At 69.4% G+C, this 16,404-nt stretch carries 13 protein-coding genes; 9 read left to right on the forward strand and 4 right to left on the reverse strand.

Annotation, left to right across the window (positions count from 1 at the left end; all coding sequences use genetic code 11):
• Positions 1–32: 32 nt before the first annotated feature.
• From ACIQF0_RS43190 to ACIQF0_RS43200, 3 genes are all read left to right on the forward strand, one after another.
• On the forward strand, positions 33–413 hold the full coding sequence (locus tag ACIQF0_RS43190) for an OB-fold nucleic acid binding domain-containing protein (protein WP_030474780.1): 381 nt from the start codon (positions 33–35) through the stop codon (positions 411–413).
• Positions 410–1,174, forward strand: coding sequence for a DUF3159 domain-containing protein (locus ACIQF0_RS43195; protein ID WP_401040014.1), 765 nt, complete (start codon positions 410–412; stop codon positions 1,172–1,174). Before ACIQF0_RS43190 ends, ACIQF0_RS43195 begins: the two co-directional genes overlap by 4 nt.
• A 102-nt stretch (positions 1,175–1,276) precedes the next feature.
• Positions 1,277–1,696 (forward strand): DUF4259 domain-containing protein, encoded by a 420-nt coding sequence (locus tag ACIQF0_RS43200; protein WP_401040017.1) that lies wholly within the window; start codon positions 1,277–1,279, stop codon positions 1,694–1,696.
• Between the two features lie 155 nt (positions 1,697–1,851).
• On the opposite strand, the gene ACIQF0_RS43205 is transcribed toward ACIQF0_RS43200, so the two are convergent.
• Together ACIQF0_RS43205 and ACIQF0_RS43210 are read right to left on the reverse strand one after the other, a co-directional pair.
• Positions 1,852–4,398: a LuxR C-terminal-related transcriptional regulator gene (locus tag ACIQF0_RS43205; protein ID WP_401040019.1), complete on the reverse strand. Its 2,547-nt coding sequence runs from the start codon at positions 4,396–4,398 to the stop codon at positions 1,852–1,854.
• Between the two features lie 43 nt (positions 4,399–4,441).
• On the reverse strand, positions 4,442–6,988 hold the full coding sequence (locus ACIQF0_RS43210; protein WP_401040022.1) for an AAA family ATPase: 2,547 nt from the start codon (positions 6,986–6,988) through the stop codon (positions 4,442–4,444).
• Positions 6,989–7,077: 89 nt separating this feature from the next.
• On the opposite strand from ACIQF0_RS43210, the gene ACIQF0_RS43215 reads away from it, so the two are divergent.
• Positions 7,078–7,572, forward strand: coding sequence for an RICIN domain-containing protein (locus tag ACIQF0_RS43215; RefSeq protein ID WP_360043537.1), 495 nt, complete (start codon positions 7,078–7,080; stop codon positions 7,570–7,572).
• Here ACIQF0_RS43215 and ACIQF0_RS43220 read toward each other — a convergent pair.
• Positions 7,569–8,225 carry a TrkA family potassium uptake protein gene (locus ACIQF0_RS43220; protein ID WP_093599449.1) on the reverse strand — a complete coding sequence of 219 codons (657 nt, stop codon included), beginning with the start codon at positions 8,223–8,225 and terminating at the stop codon, positions 7,569–7,571. The two genes, ACIQF0_RS43215 and ACIQF0_RS43220, sit on opposite strands and share 4 nt — an antisense overlap.
• Positions 8,225–8,887: a TrkA family potassium uptake protein gene (locus ACIQF0_RS43225; protein ID WP_360043541.1), complete on the reverse strand. Its 663-nt coding sequence runs from the start codon at positions 8,885–8,887 to the stop codon at positions 8,225–8,227. The genes ACIQF0_RS43220 and ACIQF0_RS43225 overlap by 1 nt, the downstream gene beginning before the upstream one ends.
• Before the next feature lie 82 nt (positions 8,888–8,969).
• Between ACIQF0_RS43225 and ACIQF0_RS43230 the strand changes: the two genes are divergently transcribed.
• From ACIQF0_RS43230 to ACIQF0_RS43250, 5 genes are all read left to right on the forward strand, one after another.
• Positions 8,970–10,955 (forward strand): APC family permease, encoded by a 1,986-nt coding sequence (locus tag ACIQF0_RS43230; protein ID WP_401040026.1) that lies wholly within the window; start codon positions 8,970–8,972, stop codon positions 10,953–10,955.
• Positions 10,952–12,157 (forward strand): class I SAM-dependent RNA methyltransferase, encoded by a 1,206-nt coding sequence (locus tag ACIQF0_RS43235; RefSeq protein ID WP_401040029.1) that lies wholly within the window; start codon positions 10,952–10,954, stop codon positions 12,155–12,157. Before ACIQF0_RS43230 ends, ACIQF0_RS43235 begins: the two co-directional genes overlap by 4 nt.
• A gap of 62 nt (positions 12,158–12,219) precedes the next feature.
• Positions 12,220–14,124 carry a 1-deoxy-D-xylulose-5-phosphate synthase gene (gene dxs, locus ACIQF0_RS43240; protein ID WP_360043550.1) on the forward strand — a complete coding sequence of 635 codons (1,905 nt, stop codon included), beginning with the start codon at positions 12,220–12,222 and terminating at the stop codon, positions 14,122–14,124.
• Positions 14,125–14,248: 124 nt separating this feature from the next.
• The gene (locus tag ACIQF0_RS43245) at positions 14,249–14,932 is read left to right on the forward strand and encodes a response regulator transcription factor (RefSeq protein WP_330277978.1); all 684 of its coding nucleotides are present in this window, start codon (positions 14,249–14,251) and stop codon (positions 14,930–14,932) included.
• A 3-nt stretch (positions 14,933–14,935) separates the two neighbouring features.
• Positions 14,936–16,063 (forward strand): sensor histidine kinase, encoded by a 1,128-nt coding sequence (locus ACIQF0_RS43250; RefSeq protein WP_401040033.1) that lies wholly within the window; start codon positions 14,936–14,938, stop codon positions 16,061–16,063.
• Positions 16,064–16,404 lie beyond the last annotated feature (341 nt).

Below are 16,404 nucleotides of genomic sequence, written 5' to 3' on the forward strand. Positions count from 1 at the left end.
CAGACGGCCCACACCACGGGGCCACCAGAGCAATGCAGGAGTCGGGGATGAGCGGCTATTGGCGCCGCTTGGTGCGTCGCTTGACCAGCGACGTCACCGAGCTCGACGCGGACGACCTCTCGCGAAAAGCGGAGGCCGTCGGCGCGGTGAAGGCCTGCGACTGCAAGTCCGGTGAGGAGGTCACCGTCCTCGGAAGGCTCCGCAGCGTGGAGCTCTGCCCCCGGGACGCGGCCGCCACCCTGGAAGCCGAGCTCTACGACGGCACCGAGGGCGTCACGCTCGTCTGGCTCGGCCGCCGTCGCATCGCGGGAATCGAGCCTGGTCGGACGATCAAGGCCCGGGGCCGCATCGCCGTGCGCGACGGGCGCAAGGTGCTCTACAACCCCTATTACGAGTTGCAGAACGCTTCATGACCTCAGCTGAGACCGAAGAAAAGCAGCCCACCGTCCTAGAGCAGATGGGCGGCGTGAGCGGAATGCTCTACTCGTCGCTGCCCGTCCTGGTCTTCGTGATCATCAACTTCGCGACCAAGAACCTGATGGCCGCGATCATCGGCTCGCTCGCCGCCGCCGTCGTCATCGGCGTGGTCCTGGCCGTGCGCAAGGGCACCATCCAGCCCGCGATCTCCGCCGTCTTCGGCGTGGGCATCGCGGCGTTCATCGCCTACAAGACAGGCGAGGCCAAGGGGTTCTTCCTCTTCGGCATCTGGCAGAGCGTCGTGTACGGCAGCGCGTTCCTGCTGTCGATCATCGTGCGCTGGCCGCTCGCCGGCGTGATCTGGACGTTCCTCAACGGCAGAGACCGCTCCTGGCGCGACGACAAGGCCTCGGTCCGCGACTACGACATCGCGACCTTCGTGTGGGCCCTCGTCTTCTTCGCCCGCTTCGTGGTCCAGCGCTGGCTCTACGACGAGGACCAGGTCGGCTGGCTCGCCGTGGCCCGCCTCGGCATGGGCTACCCGTTGATGGCCATCGCCCTGCTCGCCACGGTCTGGGCGGTCCGCCGCGCGGACAAGCGCCTCAAGGCGGCCGAGGAGGCCGCCGAGGCCAAGGTCAAGGCGGAGGCCGACGCGGAGGACGTGCTCGCACGTACGGCCGACGACCTGCTCACCCCGGACATGGACGAGCTCAAGCGCGTCGTCGACGCCGAGTCCCGCGACAAGTCCAGAGACTGACCCGCTCCACTTCGAACGCGGCCGGCGCCTCCTTTCGGGGCGCCGGCCGCGTTTGTTCTGGGCGTGACACGGTCGGCCACAACGCAAGGAGAAGACGGAGTCATGGGCACCTTCGGCACCGGTCCGTTCGACAGCGACGGAGCACTGGACCTGCTGGACGACCTCGCCGCCCGACCGGCGGACAGCCGCGCCGACGTGCTCGCCGCCCTGCTCGGCCGGCCGATCGCCGACCCGGACAGCATCGGCCGCGAGGTGTTCGCGGACGAAGTCGTCGCGGCGGTCGCCGTGGTCGCGTCCGGACTCGCCGGGCGTCGCGCCGGCGAGCCGTGGTGGGACGAAGTCGCGGGGAAGGCCGCCGCGGTTCTGCCCATCCCGGACCTGATCCGGTTGGTGCCGGCGGCGACGGCCGTGCTGGCGATCGTCGCCGAGCCGTGGGGCCGGGACTGGACCTCGCCCGACGACGCCGTCGCCGCCGAGGAGACCGCGCGGCGACTGGCCGAGGTGCTGTCCGCGGCTGGCTGAACCTCCCTGCCGTTGCAACTCCGCCACCCTCCCGGATGCAAAAAACGTTTGCGGACGTCCGCAAACGACTCATTGCAAAGGTGTCGCGAAGGGTGGGCGCACGCCTGCAGGCAGGGCGAGGGCGCGATATATCGGATATCGGTGTTAGCGAGGCGTCAGGACGGGCCGAGCACGGTTCGGAGTTCGTCGCGCCCCGTCACGCCGAGAATCCCGTAGATCGCGTGCAGGTGGTTGTCGACCGTGCGCTTGGACGTGTGGAGCCGTTCGGCGATCTGCTGGTTGGTGAGCCCGGACGTGGCGAGGCGGGCGACTTCGGCTTGGCGCCGGGTCAGGTGGGGCAGGTCGTCGGCGCACAGGGCCGGGGTGCGGACGCCGTCGAAGTCGCGCATCAGGAGGGCCTGGCGGGCGGAGGCCTGGGAGGCGGCGCGGGCGTTGCCCTGGGCTCGGTGCAGGCGGGTGGCGGCGGCCAGGGCCTCGGCGGCGTAGAGGGTGGCGCCGAAGCGCTGGAAGTCCGTTGCCGTGGCCTCCAGCGCGGTCGGTGCGGCGTGCGCGAGGGCGGTCGCGTGTGCCGTGTAGGCCGCTGTCATCGGGTCGTCCATCGTGGACGTGAGGGCCGTTAGGCGTTGGGACGTGTCCACGCCGAAACGGGCGGCGTTGTGCAGGGCCATGGCTTCGTTGCCGTGCGCGCCCAGTTCGGCGCATTCGTCGGCGGCGGCCATCGCGGCGTCGGCGGCGGCGCGCAGGTCGCCGGTGCACGCGAGCACCTGGGAACGGGTCACCGAGACCGTGGTGCCGGTCAGGCGCCAGGCCGGGCGGCGGGCCTTCTCGGCGCGAGCGAGGGCCTCCTGGGCCAGGGTGGTGTCGCCGCAGATCGCCGCGGAGCCGGCCAGGTTCGCCAGCGCGATGGAGTCGAAGATCAAGGGACGCGAAGGGGTTTTCGGGCTGCCCTCGCGGGCCAGGCGCAGGGCGTGGGAGCCGTGGCCTCGCATGCGCGCGCAGAACGACAGCAGGCTGTAGAGCGATGTTGCGCCGGTGAAAGCCAGCTCGTCGAATGTCCTGTTGTGCATTGTGAGCGCGAGGGCTTCGGCCTCGGCGAGGTTGCCCGCGAACGCCAGCGCGAAGCAACGCATGCGCAGTGCGCCGTCGTCGGGCTCGGACAGGTCCTCCAACGCCTCGTAGACGGCGATCTCCTCCAAAACCTCGCGATAGCGGCCCGCGTGCAGGAGGCACAACGCTCTGGTGCGTCGCAAATGGACGGTCAGATGCGGCGCCACGGGCTGATAGGTACTCTCCAGCACCGTCGTCACGTGGCCGTGTTGTGCGGCCTCGATCACCCGGACCACCTGAAGCCAGTCGCGCAGGTCCGCGGGGAGGCCGGGCACGTCGACGCGGTCGAGCACCGCGGCGGCGGCGTCCGCGTCGCCCAGACCGAAGTGGAGGTTCATCGATCGGGTGGCGCCGAGGCGGCTCAGGTCCTCCGCCGACAGCGGGCCCGCCATCACGTCCGCCAGCGTCGCCTCGGCCTGGTCCGGTGCGCGGCCGTGCATCAGGACCTGGCCGAACACGTGCCCGACGCGGTTGAGCCCGCCCGCCTCGACGGCGCCGCGGCAGAGGCGTTCGGCGAGCGCCACGTCCTGTGCGGCCCAGGCCTGTTCGGCGGCCGCGGCCAGCAGGTTCACCGAGATGGGTGAACCGCTGTCCAGTCGCCACGTGGCGATGCGCATCAGGTCTTCACGGCGGCGTGCGCCCGTTGCTTCCAGAGCGGTGGCCAACGCGCGTTGGTGCGACTGCGCGCGCAACGTAGGGCACGTCGTACGAAGCAGACTGCCGTACAACGGATGCCCGAGCCGCACGACCGTGCGACGTCCCGACGGCACGACACGGATCAACCCACGTGTCTCCAGGTCGTCGAGTGCCTCCTCCCGCACCAGAGACGCCAGCAGGTCCAGTTCCACCGGCTCGGAATACGCGAGCAGCTCCAGCGCGTGCCGGTGCGCCGGTTCCAGCCGGCCGAGGTTGGCCTGCACGAGTTCCGCGAGCCGCCCGCCGAGCTCGATCGCGCCGTGCCACGACCAGATGCCGTCCTCCGCGCGCAACGCCCCCACCGCACGGCCCGACACGACGAGTTCCCTGAGGTACAAGGGATTTCCCGCGCTGCCCGACCACAGCAGCGACGCCGACCGGGTGTCGATCGGCCCGTCCAGCGCGCGTTCGAGCAGGAGGTCGGACTCGGTCCGCGACAGGTCGCCCAGCGGATAGCGCCGCAGCAACCCCTCCTGCCACAGTTCGGTGCGCTCACCGGGCCGTGAGGTCACCAGCACCCGTGCGTGCCCGTGCCGGATCATGTGATGCAGCAACGCGATGGAGGCGTCATCGAGCAGATGCGCGTCGTCCACCACGATCGTCAACGGCCGCGGCGAAGCCAGCAGGTGCTCCACGGCGCGACCGAGCGGGTTCGCCGTGCGCATGTCGGCGGGCAGCATCGCGGCCATCGCCCCGAACGGGATCGTCGACGTCGCCACCGTCGCGTAACAGCGCTGCACGGTCCGACCGGTGCGCTCCAGCCGTGTCACGACCTCGTCCGTGAGCCGGGTCTTGCCCACACCGGCGGGGCCGACGAGCGCGGCGCCCTTTTCGTCGGCTTCGGTGAGCGCGGACATCACGTCTCCGAGCTCCCGCACTCTGCCCACGAACGGCCACACAGCTCGCAGTGTGCCGAAGGTTCGGCTCACCGCGCACATCGATTTACGCCCCTTGACCGAACAACGCGCGCAAGCCACCCCGTCCCGTCACGCCCACCGCCGCGTACGTCGTGTGCAGATGGTTGTCCACGGTGCGTTTGGCGATCGCCAGCCGTTCGGCGATCTCCACGTTCGTCAGCCCGGCCACGGCCAGACGCGCGATTTCCAGCTGACGTGGCGTCAACGCGGCGAGCGTGCTCGTCACCACCAGACCGGGCGTGGTCGCGCCGTCGAACGACTCCGCGAGCGCCGCCGCCTGCCGTTCCAACCGGTCCGCGTCACGGGGCCGGTCGTGCAACCGCGACAGCCTGCTGGCCTCCGCGAGCGCCTCGGCCGCGTACAACGTGGCACCGCACGCCGCGAACGCCGCCGCCACCTCCTCCAGCCCCGCCGGGTCACGCAACGCGCGCGCCTGGGCGTGCGAGGCGTACGCGGTCGTGAGCGGATCCTTGCGCGACTTCGCGAGCTCCAGAAGGCGTGGCGAGGTGTCCGCACCGAACCGTGCGGCGTCGTGCAGCGATCCGATCTCCTCGGAGTGCGCGCCATGTGCGCGAGCCAAGGTGGCGTTGTCCAGAGCGGCCTGCATCGCCTCGTTGACGCGTCCAGCGCCCGCGAGCACCCACGACCGTGCGGCTCCCACGGCGAACTGCGCGATACGCCACGAGGGTCGCAACCCTACTTCCGCGCGAGCCAGGGCACGGAAAGCGCGATCCGTCTGCCCCTGCAGCGCCGCACCGGCCGCGAACTCGGCCAGCAGCAGCACGTCCCACATCATCGGCAGCGTGGCCGGGTCCGGAACGCCCTCGGCGGTGATCCGCACCGCCGCGGCGGCCTTCCCGCGCAACCGGGCGCTCTGACTCAGCAACACCCGCGGCGGCACCTGCGTGACCGACCAGCGGTCCTCCTCGATCAGCTCGGCCAGTGCCTGCGCGCCCCGCTTCTCCGCCCCCACGAGATCACCGCACCGCAGAGCACTCTCGTTGCGCACACCGTTCGCCGCGCTCATCAACGACGGGAACCGTCCCGCTGTCGCTACCACGGCCTCATGGTTGTCCTCGACCCGTGCGATGGCATCGATGTAGCGGCCCGCGAACTGGTCGGCGAACGCCAGCACCTGCCGTCCCGCCGTCTCCGCCCAGCCGCCCTCGGCGATCAGCAGCTCACCGCCGAGTCGCGCGATTCCCAGCGGCGCGGCCTCCAGCGCGAACGTCAGCGCGAAGAACAGCACCGCGTGCTCCAGCTCGGCCGGCAACTCCCGTGCGGTGACGAGATCCAGCACGGCCACGGCGGCGTCCTCGTCACCGAGGCCGAAGAACAGGTTGAACGCGCGCGTACAGCCGACCTGGATCACCGTCAGCACGTCGCCGCCCGCAGCCATGGTCTCGGCGAGCACTTCCTCGGCCTGTGCGCACTGACGTTGGTACATCAGCACAAGACCCAGCACGAGCCCCACGCGTGATGTCGCCCCACGCGCCATGGCCGCGCGCGAGAGCCGTTCCGCGAGCTCCCAGTCCTGAGCGGACAGTGCCTGCTCGGCCGCCCGCGCCAGCACGTCCGGCGACTCGGCCGTCCCGCTGTCGAGCCGCCACGTCGCGACGCGCACCGCGTCGCCGGGCCGGTCCGCGCCTTCCGCTTCCAGCCGATCAGCCAACGCACGGCGATGCGCCCGTGCCCGCAAAGTCGGGCACGTGGCCCGCAGGCGCGCGCTGTAGAGCGGATGCGCGACGCGTGCGCGTCCGTCATCACCGATGCGCACGAACCCCATGTCCACGAGGTCTTGAGGAACGGGCAACAACCTGGGTTCGAGTGGTTCGCCGTACGCGAGCAGCTCCATCGCCCGCCGCTGCGGTTCCGCGAGCCGTCCCAGTGTCAGGTCGACGAGCTCGGCGAGCCGCCCGGACAGCTCCAGCGGCCCGCTCCAGTTCCACCCGCCCACGGTCTCGGCCAGCGCGCCCGAATGCCGTCCCGCGGCGACGAGTTCCTTGAGGTACAACGGATTGCCCTGGCTGTTCGCCCACACCAGGTGCCGCGTCGAGGCGTTGGCCGGTCCGCCGAGAGCCGTCGCCAGCAACGTGTCCGCGCGTTCCTGGTCCAGCGCGTCCACCCCGACAACGGCCAACCCGTTCATGCCCCAACCGGGCCGTGCGGTGCAGATGATCCGTGTCAGCCGGTGGCGCACAAGATGCTGCAACACCAACAACGACGTGTCATCGAGCAGATGCGCGTCATCGACCGACAACACCCGCCGCCCGCCACGAGAGAGATGTTCGGCGGCCGCGCGCACGGACGACGACGGCAGGATCGATCCCCGCGAGGCAGGCAGGTCGGTGGGCACGAGCGACGCGAGCGCGCCGAGTGGAATCCGGGACGTGGCGACTGTGGCGTAACAACGCACCACCGGATGCGGCACAGCGGCGAGTACCTCAGCGGCCAGACGTGTCTTGCCCACGCCCGGAGGGCCGGACAGCAGCACCGCGCCGTCCACGGCCAACGCCCGCAAAGCGGTCCGTAGCTCTCTCTCGCGCCCGACCAGGGGCAGCTGATCGCTCACAGGTAGTAAGTGCTCGCTTCCGATGCGCAGATACCGGACAAGGCGAGCATGCCGTGTATCAGGCGGTGAGCGGCAGGCGTCGAAAGGCCATGAACCTTCTCAAGCGCAAGGCCGCGATCCTGGCCGCACTGACCCTCGTCGCCGGCGGCGTCCTCGTCACGTCCTCGGTGGCGCAGGCGCAGAACACCATCTACGTCCAGTCGAAGTTCAACGGCAGGTGCGTGACCGCGTCGACCGGGCAGAACGGCGCCGGCGTCATCATGGTCGACTGCCAGAACGCCCTCACCCAGCGCTGGTACTGGGACGGGCTGAAACTGCGCAACGCTGACGGCGGCAGATGTCTCACCGCCGCCTGGGGCAACGGGGACAACGGCGGCCACCTGCAGATGTACGACTGCCAGCCGGGCAACAACGCCAACCAGATGTTCTACCGCCCCGCCTCCACGAACGCGGAGATCGGGCGGATCCGGTCCTGGCTCGGCGGCAACCGGTGCGTCGAGATCGCGGGCGCGAACTGGTGGCAGGGCGCCTCCGTGCAGCTCTGGGACTGCCACGGAGGCGGGCACCAGTACTTCTGGGCCTAATACCCCAGCGCGGTCTTGATGTCCTGCTCGACGGCGGCGGTGGTCACGAACAACAGCTCATCGCCGCCTTCGAGCGTGTCGTCCGGCTGCGGCACGATGACCCGCCCGCCGCGCAGGATCGTCACCAGAGCGGCGTCACGGGGCAACGTCAGCTCCGAGACCGCACGGCCGGCGAACGGCGTCGACTCGTCGAGCGTGATCTCCACGAGGTTCGCCTGGCCCTGACGCAACGTCATCAGCCGTACGACGTCACCGATCGTCACGGACTCCTCGACCATGGCGGCCAACAGCCGTGGCGTCGACACGGCGACGTCGACACCCCACGACTCGGTGAAGAGCCATTCGTTCGTCGGGTCGTTCACGCGCGCGATGACGCGTCGGACCGCGAACTCCGTCTTGGCCAGAAGCGACACCACGAGGTTGACCTTGTCGTCACCGGTCGCGGCGATCACCACGTCGCACAGGTGCATGCCCGCGTCCTCCAAAGAGGACAGCTCGCACGCGTCGGCCTGCACCCACTCGGCCTGCTCGACCGAGTTCGGGTCGAAGTGCTTGCGGTCGCGCTCGATGAGCATGACCTGGTGCCCGTCCGAGACGAGCTCCTGCGCGATGGACCGCCCCACCGCTCCCGCACCAGCGATCGCGATCCGCATCAGCTCTCCTCCGGTGCCTGCAGCGCCGCCGCCGCGACGTCGGTGATCGTGCCGGACAGCGCCGCCACGTAAATGGTGTCGTCGGCCTGCACGACGGTCTTCGCGTCCGGCAGCACACCCGTGCCGAAGCGCATCACGAACGCCACGCGCGCCCGGATCGCCTCCTCGAGCTCGCGCACCGGCCGCCCGACCCACTCCTCGGCGACCTCGATCGGCAGCACCGCGACGGTCCCGGACGGGTCGCGCCACGCCGTCGCCGCGCCTTCGGGCAACAACATCCGCAGGAACCGGTCGGTCGACCACGGCACCGTCGCCACGGTCGGGATTCCCAGCCGCTCGTACACAGCCGCGCGCTTGTGGTCGTAGATGCGCGCGACGACGTGCTCGACACCGAACGTCTCGCGCGCCACCCGCGCCGAGATGATGTTCGAGTTGTCACCGCTGGAGACCGCGGCGAACGCGCCCGCGCGCTCGACCCCCGCCTCGATCAGGACATTGCGGTCGAAACCGTTGCCGACGACCTGCTGCCCGTGGAAGTCGCTGCCCAGCCTGCGGAACGACTGCGGGTCCTTGTCGATCACGGCGACCTGGTGTTCGAGTCGCTCCAGAGCCCTGGCCAGGGACGCCCCCACCCGGCCACACCCCATGATCACCACGTGCACGACATGCCTCCTCAGGCGAACTCTCCGCAGAACCTACCGAGCATTAGCCCGTCCCGGTGAGTGGACCCCTTACGCTCTGGCCGTGTCCAAGCTCGCCACCGCTGCCAAACGCCTCCTGGTAGGACGGCCGTTCCGCAGTGATCGCCTCGCGCACACCCTCCTGCCCAAACGCATCGCCTTGCCGGTGTTCGCCTCCGACGCCATGTCGTCGGTCGCGTACGCGCCGGAGGAGATCTTCCTGATGCTGTCGGTGGCGGGCCTGAGCGCCTACGCCATGGCGCCGTGGGTTGGGGTCGCGGTCGTCGTGGTGATGCTCACCGTGGTGGCCAGCTACCGGCAGAACGTGCACGCCTACCCGTCCGGCGGCGGCGACTACGAGGTCGCGACCGTCAACCTCGGGCGCAGAGCGGGACTCACGGTGGCGAGCGCCCTGCTCGTCGACTACATCCTCACGGTCGCGGTGTCGATCTCGGCGGCGATGGCGAACATCGGCTCCGCGATCCCGTTCGTCGCCACCCACAAGGCGGAGTTCGCGGTCACGGCCATCGTGCTGCTGACGGCGGTGAACCTGCGCGGCATCCGCGAGTCCGGCAGCGCGTTCGCCGTCCCGGTCTACGCGTTCATGATCGGTGTCTTCGGCCTGATCGGCTGGGGCCTGTTCCGCGGCTTCGTGCTGGGCGACGACATGCGGGCCGAGAGCTCGGGCCTCGAGATCCACGCCGAGCAGGACCACCTGATGGGCCTCGCGTTCGTGTTCCTGGTGCTGCGGGCGTTCTCGTCCGGCTGCGCCGCCCTCACCGGCGTCGAGGCGATCAGCAACGGCGTGCCCGCGTTCCGCAAGCCCAAGTCCCGCAACGCCGCGACGACGTTGCTGCTGATGGGCACCATCTCGGTCGTCATGCTGATGGGCCTGATCATCCTCGCCCAGCTGACCGACGTGCGGATGGCGGAGTTCCCGCAGGACCAGATCACCAACGCCCCGGCGGGCTACGAGCAGAAGACGATGGTCGCGCAGGTCGCGCACGCCGTGTTCGACAACTTCCCGCCCGGCTTCTACTTCATCGCCGGCGTCACGGCGCTGATCCTGGTGCTCGCCGCGAACACCGCGTTCAACGGGTTCCCGGTGCTCGGCTCGATCCTCGCCCAGGACCGCTACCTGCCGCGTCAGTTGCACACCCGCGGCGACCGGCTGGCGTTCTCCAACGGCATCCTCTTCCTGGCCGGGTTTGCGGTCGTGCTGGTGATCGCGTTCGACGCCGAGGTCACCCGGCTGATCCAGCTCTACATCGTCGGTGTGTTCGTGTCGTTCACGCTGAGCCAGCTCGGCATGATCAAGCACTGGCACCGGCTGCTCAAGACCGAGACCGACGAGCAGGCGCGCAGGCGGATGCGGCGCTCGCAGGCGATCAACACGTTCGGTCTCGCCCTGACCGCGACCGTGCTGATCATCGTGCTGATCACCAAGTTCACCAAGGGCGCGTGGATCGCCATCGCCGCGATGGCCGCCATCTACGCGTTGATGACCGCGATCCGCAAGCACTACGACACCGTCGCCGAGGAGCTCCGCAAGCAGGAGCGCGTGCGCACGATGCCCGCGCGCAACCACGCGATGGTGCTGGTGTCCAAACTGCACATGCCGACTCTCAGGGCGTTGTCCTACGCCAAGGCCGTGCGCCCGGACGTGCTGGAGGCCGTCACGGTCAACGTCGACGACGGCGACACGCGCCGGCTCGTCGCGGAGTGGGAGAAGGAGAACTTCAAGATCCCGCTCAAGGTGATCGAGTCGCCCTACCGGGAGATCACCAAGCCCGTTCTCGACTACGTCAAGCGCGTCAAGTCGGACAACCCGCGCGACGTTGTTACCGTGTTCATTCCCGAGTACGTGGTCGGCCACTGGTGGGAGCAGCTGCTGCACAACCAGAGCGCGTTGCGGCTCAAGGGAAGGCTGCTTTTCCAGCCGGGTGTGATGGTGACCAGTGTCCCGTGGCAGCTCGAATCCTCGGTGAAGGTCAAGGACAAGGACGTCATCGCGCCCGGCGCTGTCCGAAGGGGACTTGACGACCGATGAGCACCACCAAGGAAGACTGGACCGGACGCAAGTTCGAAGTAGAAGTGGGGCCTGTCGCTCACGGCGGGCACTTCGTCGCACGGCACGAGGGGCGCGTTCTGTTCGTGCGTCACGCGCTGCCCGGCGAACGCGTTGTGGTGTCGGTGTACGAGGACAACGGCGGCTCGTTCTGCCGTGCGGACGCCGTGGAGATCCTGGAGGCGTCACCCGACCGCGTCGAGGCGCCGTGCCCGTTCAGCGGACCAGGGCTGTGCGGCGGCTGCGACTTCCAGCACGTCTCGTGGGACGCGCAACGGGAACTGAAGGCCGAGGTCGTCCGCGAGCAGTTGACGAGGCTCGCCAAGATCGAACGCGACGTGGTCGTGGAGGCGCTGCCGGGCGGTCCGCTGGAGTGGCGGACCCGGATCCGGATGGCCGTCGGCCGCGACGGAAGGCCGGGCTTCCGCGGCCTGCGTTCCCACGATGTGATCCCGATCGACCACTGTGTGATCTCCAAGCCGGGCATGGTCGAGGCGGTGACCGACCGAAAGTGGCGGGCACAGGAGCTCACGATCGTCCAGGACGGTGACGGCAACCGTCATGTGGGTGAGGTGCGTGGCCGACACACCACGCGACGCGCCGGAACCGGTACGGCCGTCGAGACCGCCGCCCAACGAAAGTGGCGAGTTTCGGCGGATGGTTTCTGGCAGGTCCACCCGGCCGCCGCGGACACGTTCGCGTCCGTCGTGGGGGAGTGGGCCGCGGCCGAGCCGGGGCAACGCGCGTGGGACCTCTACGGCGGTGCGGGGCTGTTCGCGTCCGTGCTCGGACGGCAGGTCGGCGAAAACGGATCCGTGCTGGTCGTGGAGTCTTTCCCCGGTGCCGTGGAGGACGGCCGGCGCAACCTCCGCCGCATGTCCCAGGTGGAGTGGGTGGCGGACAAGGTCGAGCTCGCCGTGACGCGCAAACTGCCCGTCGAGAACCCTCACGTCGTGGTGCTGGACCCCCCTCGCAAGGGTGCGGGCAAGGTCGTTGTGGCTGAAGTCGCACGACGCCGTCCGCAGCGGGTCGTCTACGTCGCCTGCGACCCCGCCGCCCTGGCCCGCGACCTGGCCGAATTCACAGTTCAGGGGTACCGGCTCGCGGAGTTGCGGGCGTTCGACGCGTTCCCCATGACCCATCACGTGGAGTGCATCGCCCTGCTCGTGCCTGAGACGAGCTGAGGCAGCGTCTCAGTCGCGTCTCCGTAGACTGAGCCGAAGTCTTCAGGAGTGAGGTGGGCGTGGTGACCCTGCTGGAGTCCGTGCACGGACCAGCTGATCTGAAACGGATGGACGAGGCGCAGCTGTCGCGCCTGTGTGAGGAGATCCGGCGTTTCCTGGTCGACAAGGTGTCCAAGACGGGCGGGCACCTGGGCCCGAACCTGGGTGTCGTCGAGCTGACCGTGGCACTGCACCGGGTCTTCGACTCGCCGCAGGACCCGATCGTGTTCGACACCGGTCACCAGTCGTACGTCCACAAGATCGTCACGGGCCGCCGCGACGGCTTCGACCGGCTGCGCAAGCAGGGCGGGATGTCGGGCTACCCGTCGCGGTCGGAGTCCGAGCACGACGTGCAGGAGAGCTCGCACGCCTCGACGGCACTGTCCTACGCCGACGGCCTGGCGAAGGCGAAGCAGATCAACGGCGCTCACGGCCACGTGGTCGCGGTCGTCGGTGACGGCGCGCTGACCGGCGGCATGTGCTGGGAGGCGTTGAACAACATCGCGGCGGACAAGACCCGTCCCGTCGTGATCGTCGTCAACGACAACGGCCGCTCCTACTCGCCGACGATCGGTGGTCTCGCGGACCACCTGTCGTCCCTGCGCCTGCGCCCCGGCTACGAGCGCGTGCTGGAGAAGGGCAAGAGCGCGCTGCAGCAGACGCCGTTCTTCGGCAAGCCCCTCTACGCCGCGCTGCACGCCGCCAAGCGCGGCATCAAGGACGCGCTGGCGCCGCAGGCGATGTTCGAGGACCTCGGCCTCAAGTACATCGGCCCGGTCGACGGCCACGACATCGCGACGCTGGAGTCCGCACTGCAGCGCGCGAAGTCGTTCGGCGGCCCGGTGATCGTGCACGCGGTCACCCGCAAGGGCATGGGGTTCGCGCCGGCCGAGAACCACGAGGCCGACCAGATGCACGCCACCGGCGTCATCGACCCGATCACCGGCGAGGACGTCAAACCGTCCAGCCGGACCTGGACGCACGTGTTCTCCGACGCGTTGGTGCAGGTCGGCCGCGAGCGTTCCGACATCGTGGCGATCACCGCCGCGATGCAGGGGCCGACCGGCCTCGACCCGTTCGCCAAGGCGTACCCGGAGCGGTTCTTCGACGTCGGCATCGCCGAGCAGCACGCGCTGACCTCCGCCGCCGGGCTGGCGATCGGTGGTCTGCATCCGGTCGTGGCCGTCTACGCGACGTTCCTCAACCGCGCGTTCGACCAGTTGCTGATGGACGTCGCGCTGCACAAGCAGGGCGTGACGGTCGTGCTGGACCGTGCCGGTGTCACCGGCCCGGACGGCGCGTCGCACCACGGCATGTGGGACATGTCGATCCTCGGCGTCATCCCCGGCGTCCACGTGGCGGCGCCGCGTGACGCCGGCACGCTGGTCGAGGAGCTGCGTGAGGCCGTGGCGATCTCGGACGCGCCGTCGGTGATCCGCTACCCGAAGGCCTCGGTCGGCCCGGACCTGCCCGCGTTGGAGCGCGTGGGTTCCGTGGACGTGCTTCGGCGCTCGGGCAACGACGTTCTGCTGGTGACCGTAGGCGCGTTGGGCGGGCTTGGTCTCGAGGCCGCGCAACGGCTGGAGGACCAGGGCATCGGCGTGACGGTCGTCGACCCGCGGTGGATCTACCCGATGTCGGTGGACCTCGTGGAGATGGCCGCGTCGCACAAGCTCGTCGTGACGGTCGAGGACGGTGGCCGCCACGGTGGCTTCGGTTCCTCTCTCGCGGCCGCGCTGCGCGATGCCGACGTCGAGGTGCCGTTGCGCGACATCGCTCTGCCGCAACGCTTCCACGACCACGGTGACCGTGGCGAGGTGCTGGCGTTGTGCGGCATCACCGCGCAGGACGTCGCACGGCGCGTGACGGAGTGGGCCGCTCGCCTGGAATGCCTGCCCGTCGAGATCGACGCTCCCGCGGAGAAGTAGTTCGGCTGAACACGACGACCCCGGCCGCCTGGCGACCGGGGTCGTCGTGCGTCCGGACGTGGTCAAAACAGCTTGTGAAGGTGTCGTTAAGCGCCTTCTCAGGTGAATGTGGCACCTTTGAGGCGTGCGGATTCTGGTAGTCGAGGACGAGGCGCCTCTGGCCGACGCGATCGCTCGCGGCCTGAGGCGCGAAGGCATGGCCGTGGACGTCGCCTATGACGGCGAGACCGGGCACGAGAAGTCGACCGTCACGCGGTACGACGTGGTCGTGCTCGACCGCGACCTCCCCGGGATGTCAGGCGACGAGCTGTGCAAGGAGATCCTCAGCTCCGGCGCGCTCACCAGGGTCATGATGCTGACGGCGAGCGGGTCCATCGAGGACCGCGTGTCCGGCCTGTCGCTCGGCGCGGACGACTACCTCGCGAAGCCGTTCGCGTTCCCCGAACTGGTCGCGCGGGTGCGGGCGCTGGCCCGACGGGCGACCCCGGCGACGCCGCCCGTGCTCGCCGCTCAGGACGTGGAACTGGACCCGGCGCGGCGCACCGTGTCGCGCGGCGGGCAGCCGATCGAGCTGACCCGCAAGGAGTTCGGGGTCCTCGAAGTGCTGCTCGCGGCCAAGGGGTCGGTCGTCAGCAGTGAAGAGCTGCTTGAGCGTGTGTGGGACGAGAACGCCGATCCGTTCACCACGACCGTGCGCGTCACCGTGATGACGTTGCGCAAGAAGCTGGGCGAGCCGGGCATCATCGACACCGTCGTGGGCTCGGGCTATCGGGTCCCCAGTGCCTCGAACGGCTCTGCAGAGGACTGACCTGTGCGACGACGCGGGCCAGGACTGCGTCTCCGGATCACGCTGCTCACCACCGCGCTCGTCGCCGTGGTGAGTGCTGTCCTGCTCTTCCTCGGCTGGACGCTGGTCGGGCGGGTCTTCGACTCGTCACCGTCGTTCCCCTCCGACACCCAGGTCACGGTGGACGGGGTCAACGTCACCGTGAAGGTGCTGACCGACGCGTTGACGGCCACCGCGCGTGAGGACCTGCTGCGCGCCGGGTTGATCGCGTTCGCGTGCATGGTCGTAGCTGCTGCTGTCCTGGCGTGGACGTTCACCGGCCGTGTCCTGAAGCCTCTGCACGACGTGACGGGTGCCGCCCGCCGGTTGTCGGCGGAGTCGCTGGGGTCGCGGTTGCGGATGGAGGGCCCGCGTGACGAGGTCGCGGAGCTCGCGGACACGTTCGACTCCATGCTCGACCGGCTGGAAGCGGCCTTCGACTCGCAGCGCCGGTTCGTGGCGAACGCATCGCACGAACTGCGCACTCCTCTCTCGGTGGTGCGCACAGAGCTCGACGTGACTCTGTCCGATCCGGACGCTGACGTGGAAGAGCTGCGACGCATGGCCGGTGTCGTGCGCGCGGCGGGGGAGCGTGCCGAACAGTTGGTGTCGGCGCTGCTGCTGCTCGCGCGCACGGACGGCCTCGGGCTCGCTGTTCGTGAGCCGGTCGACCTGTCGGCGGTGGTCGAGTCCGCGTGGAAGGCGACACGGGCCGAGGCCGAGGCACGCAACCTGCGCGCGGTGTTCCGGTGCGTGCCGGCGCTGGCGGTCGGGGATCCCGCGTTGCTGGAGCGCATCGCCGGCAACCTGCTGGAGAACGCCATCCGGCACAACCACGTCGGCGGATGGATCGAGACCGTGGTGGAGACGGGGCCGCAGTGGTCGGTGCTGCGGGTGTCGTCGTCGGGTCAGCTGATCCCCCCTGACCGCGTGGAGGAGCTGTTCGAGCCGTTCCGCCGCGGGGGGAAGGACCGGACCAGTCAGTCCGGCACGGGGCTCGGGCTCTCGATCGTGCGTGCCGCGGTGGCCGCGCATGGCGGGTTTGCGCAGGCAGTGGCCGTGCCGACCGGTGGTCTGTCGGTCTCCGTGCACCTGCCGGCCGCACCCCGCTGATGCCGGATCCAAGATTGTCGGCGTGGCCCCGGTCACACTGTGCGTCGATCTTGGCGGGTTTGGGCCGTCCGCGTAGTGTCTGACCTGCGGTTACGCCGTTAGTGACCCCCGATTTGGATCTCCTGGGGCGCCCGTGTAAATTTCTCCATGCCAGCACGGAACGGGCCGGGAAACACAGCCGGAACGGAGTGCGGCGAAAGACTTCTAAGCCTGACACAGCCCCGGAAGTGACTCTCCTCGGAGATGAGCTGCGGTGTGCGCGTGTTCTTTGAGAACTCAACAGCGTGCCGAAACACAGCCAGTAATATATGAATTACCTCCTCGTCGAGGTAGTTCCTTTG

Origin of the sequence: Lentzea sp. NPDC092896 (genome assembly GCF_044754905.1) — a bacterium.
Classification (GTDB): Bacteria; Actinomycetota; Actinomycetes; order Mycobacteriales; family Pseudonocardiaceae; genus Lentzea.

Excerpts from the sequence above, each read along its gene's own strand:
- ACIQF0_RS43190 (WP_030474780.1), top strand. The coding sequence starts at position 33 with ATGCAGGAGTCGGGGATGAGCGGCTATTGGCGCCGCTTGGTGCGTCGC.
- ACIQF0_RS43195 (WP_401040014.1), top strand. The coding sequence starts at position 410 with ATGACCTCAGCTGAGACCGAAGAAAAGCAGCCCACCGTCCTAGAGCAG.
- ACIQF0_RS43200 (WP_401040017.1), top strand. The coding sequence starts at position 1,277 with ATGGGCACCTTCGGCACCGGTCCGTTCGACAGCGACGGAGCACTGGAC.
- ACIQF0_RS43215 (WP_360043537.1), top strand. The coding sequence starts at position 7,078 with ATGAACCTTCTCAAGCGCAAGGCCGCGATCCTGGCCGCACTGACCCTC.
- ACIQF0_RS43220 (WP_093599449.1), bottom strand. The coding sequence starts at position 8,225 with ATGCGGATCGCGATCGCTGGTGCGGGAGCGGTGGGGCGGTCCATCGCG.
- ACIQF0_RS43235 (WP_401040029.1), top strand. The coding sequence starts at position 10,952 with ATGAGCACCACCAAGGAAGACTGGACCGGACGCAAGTTCGAAGTAGAA.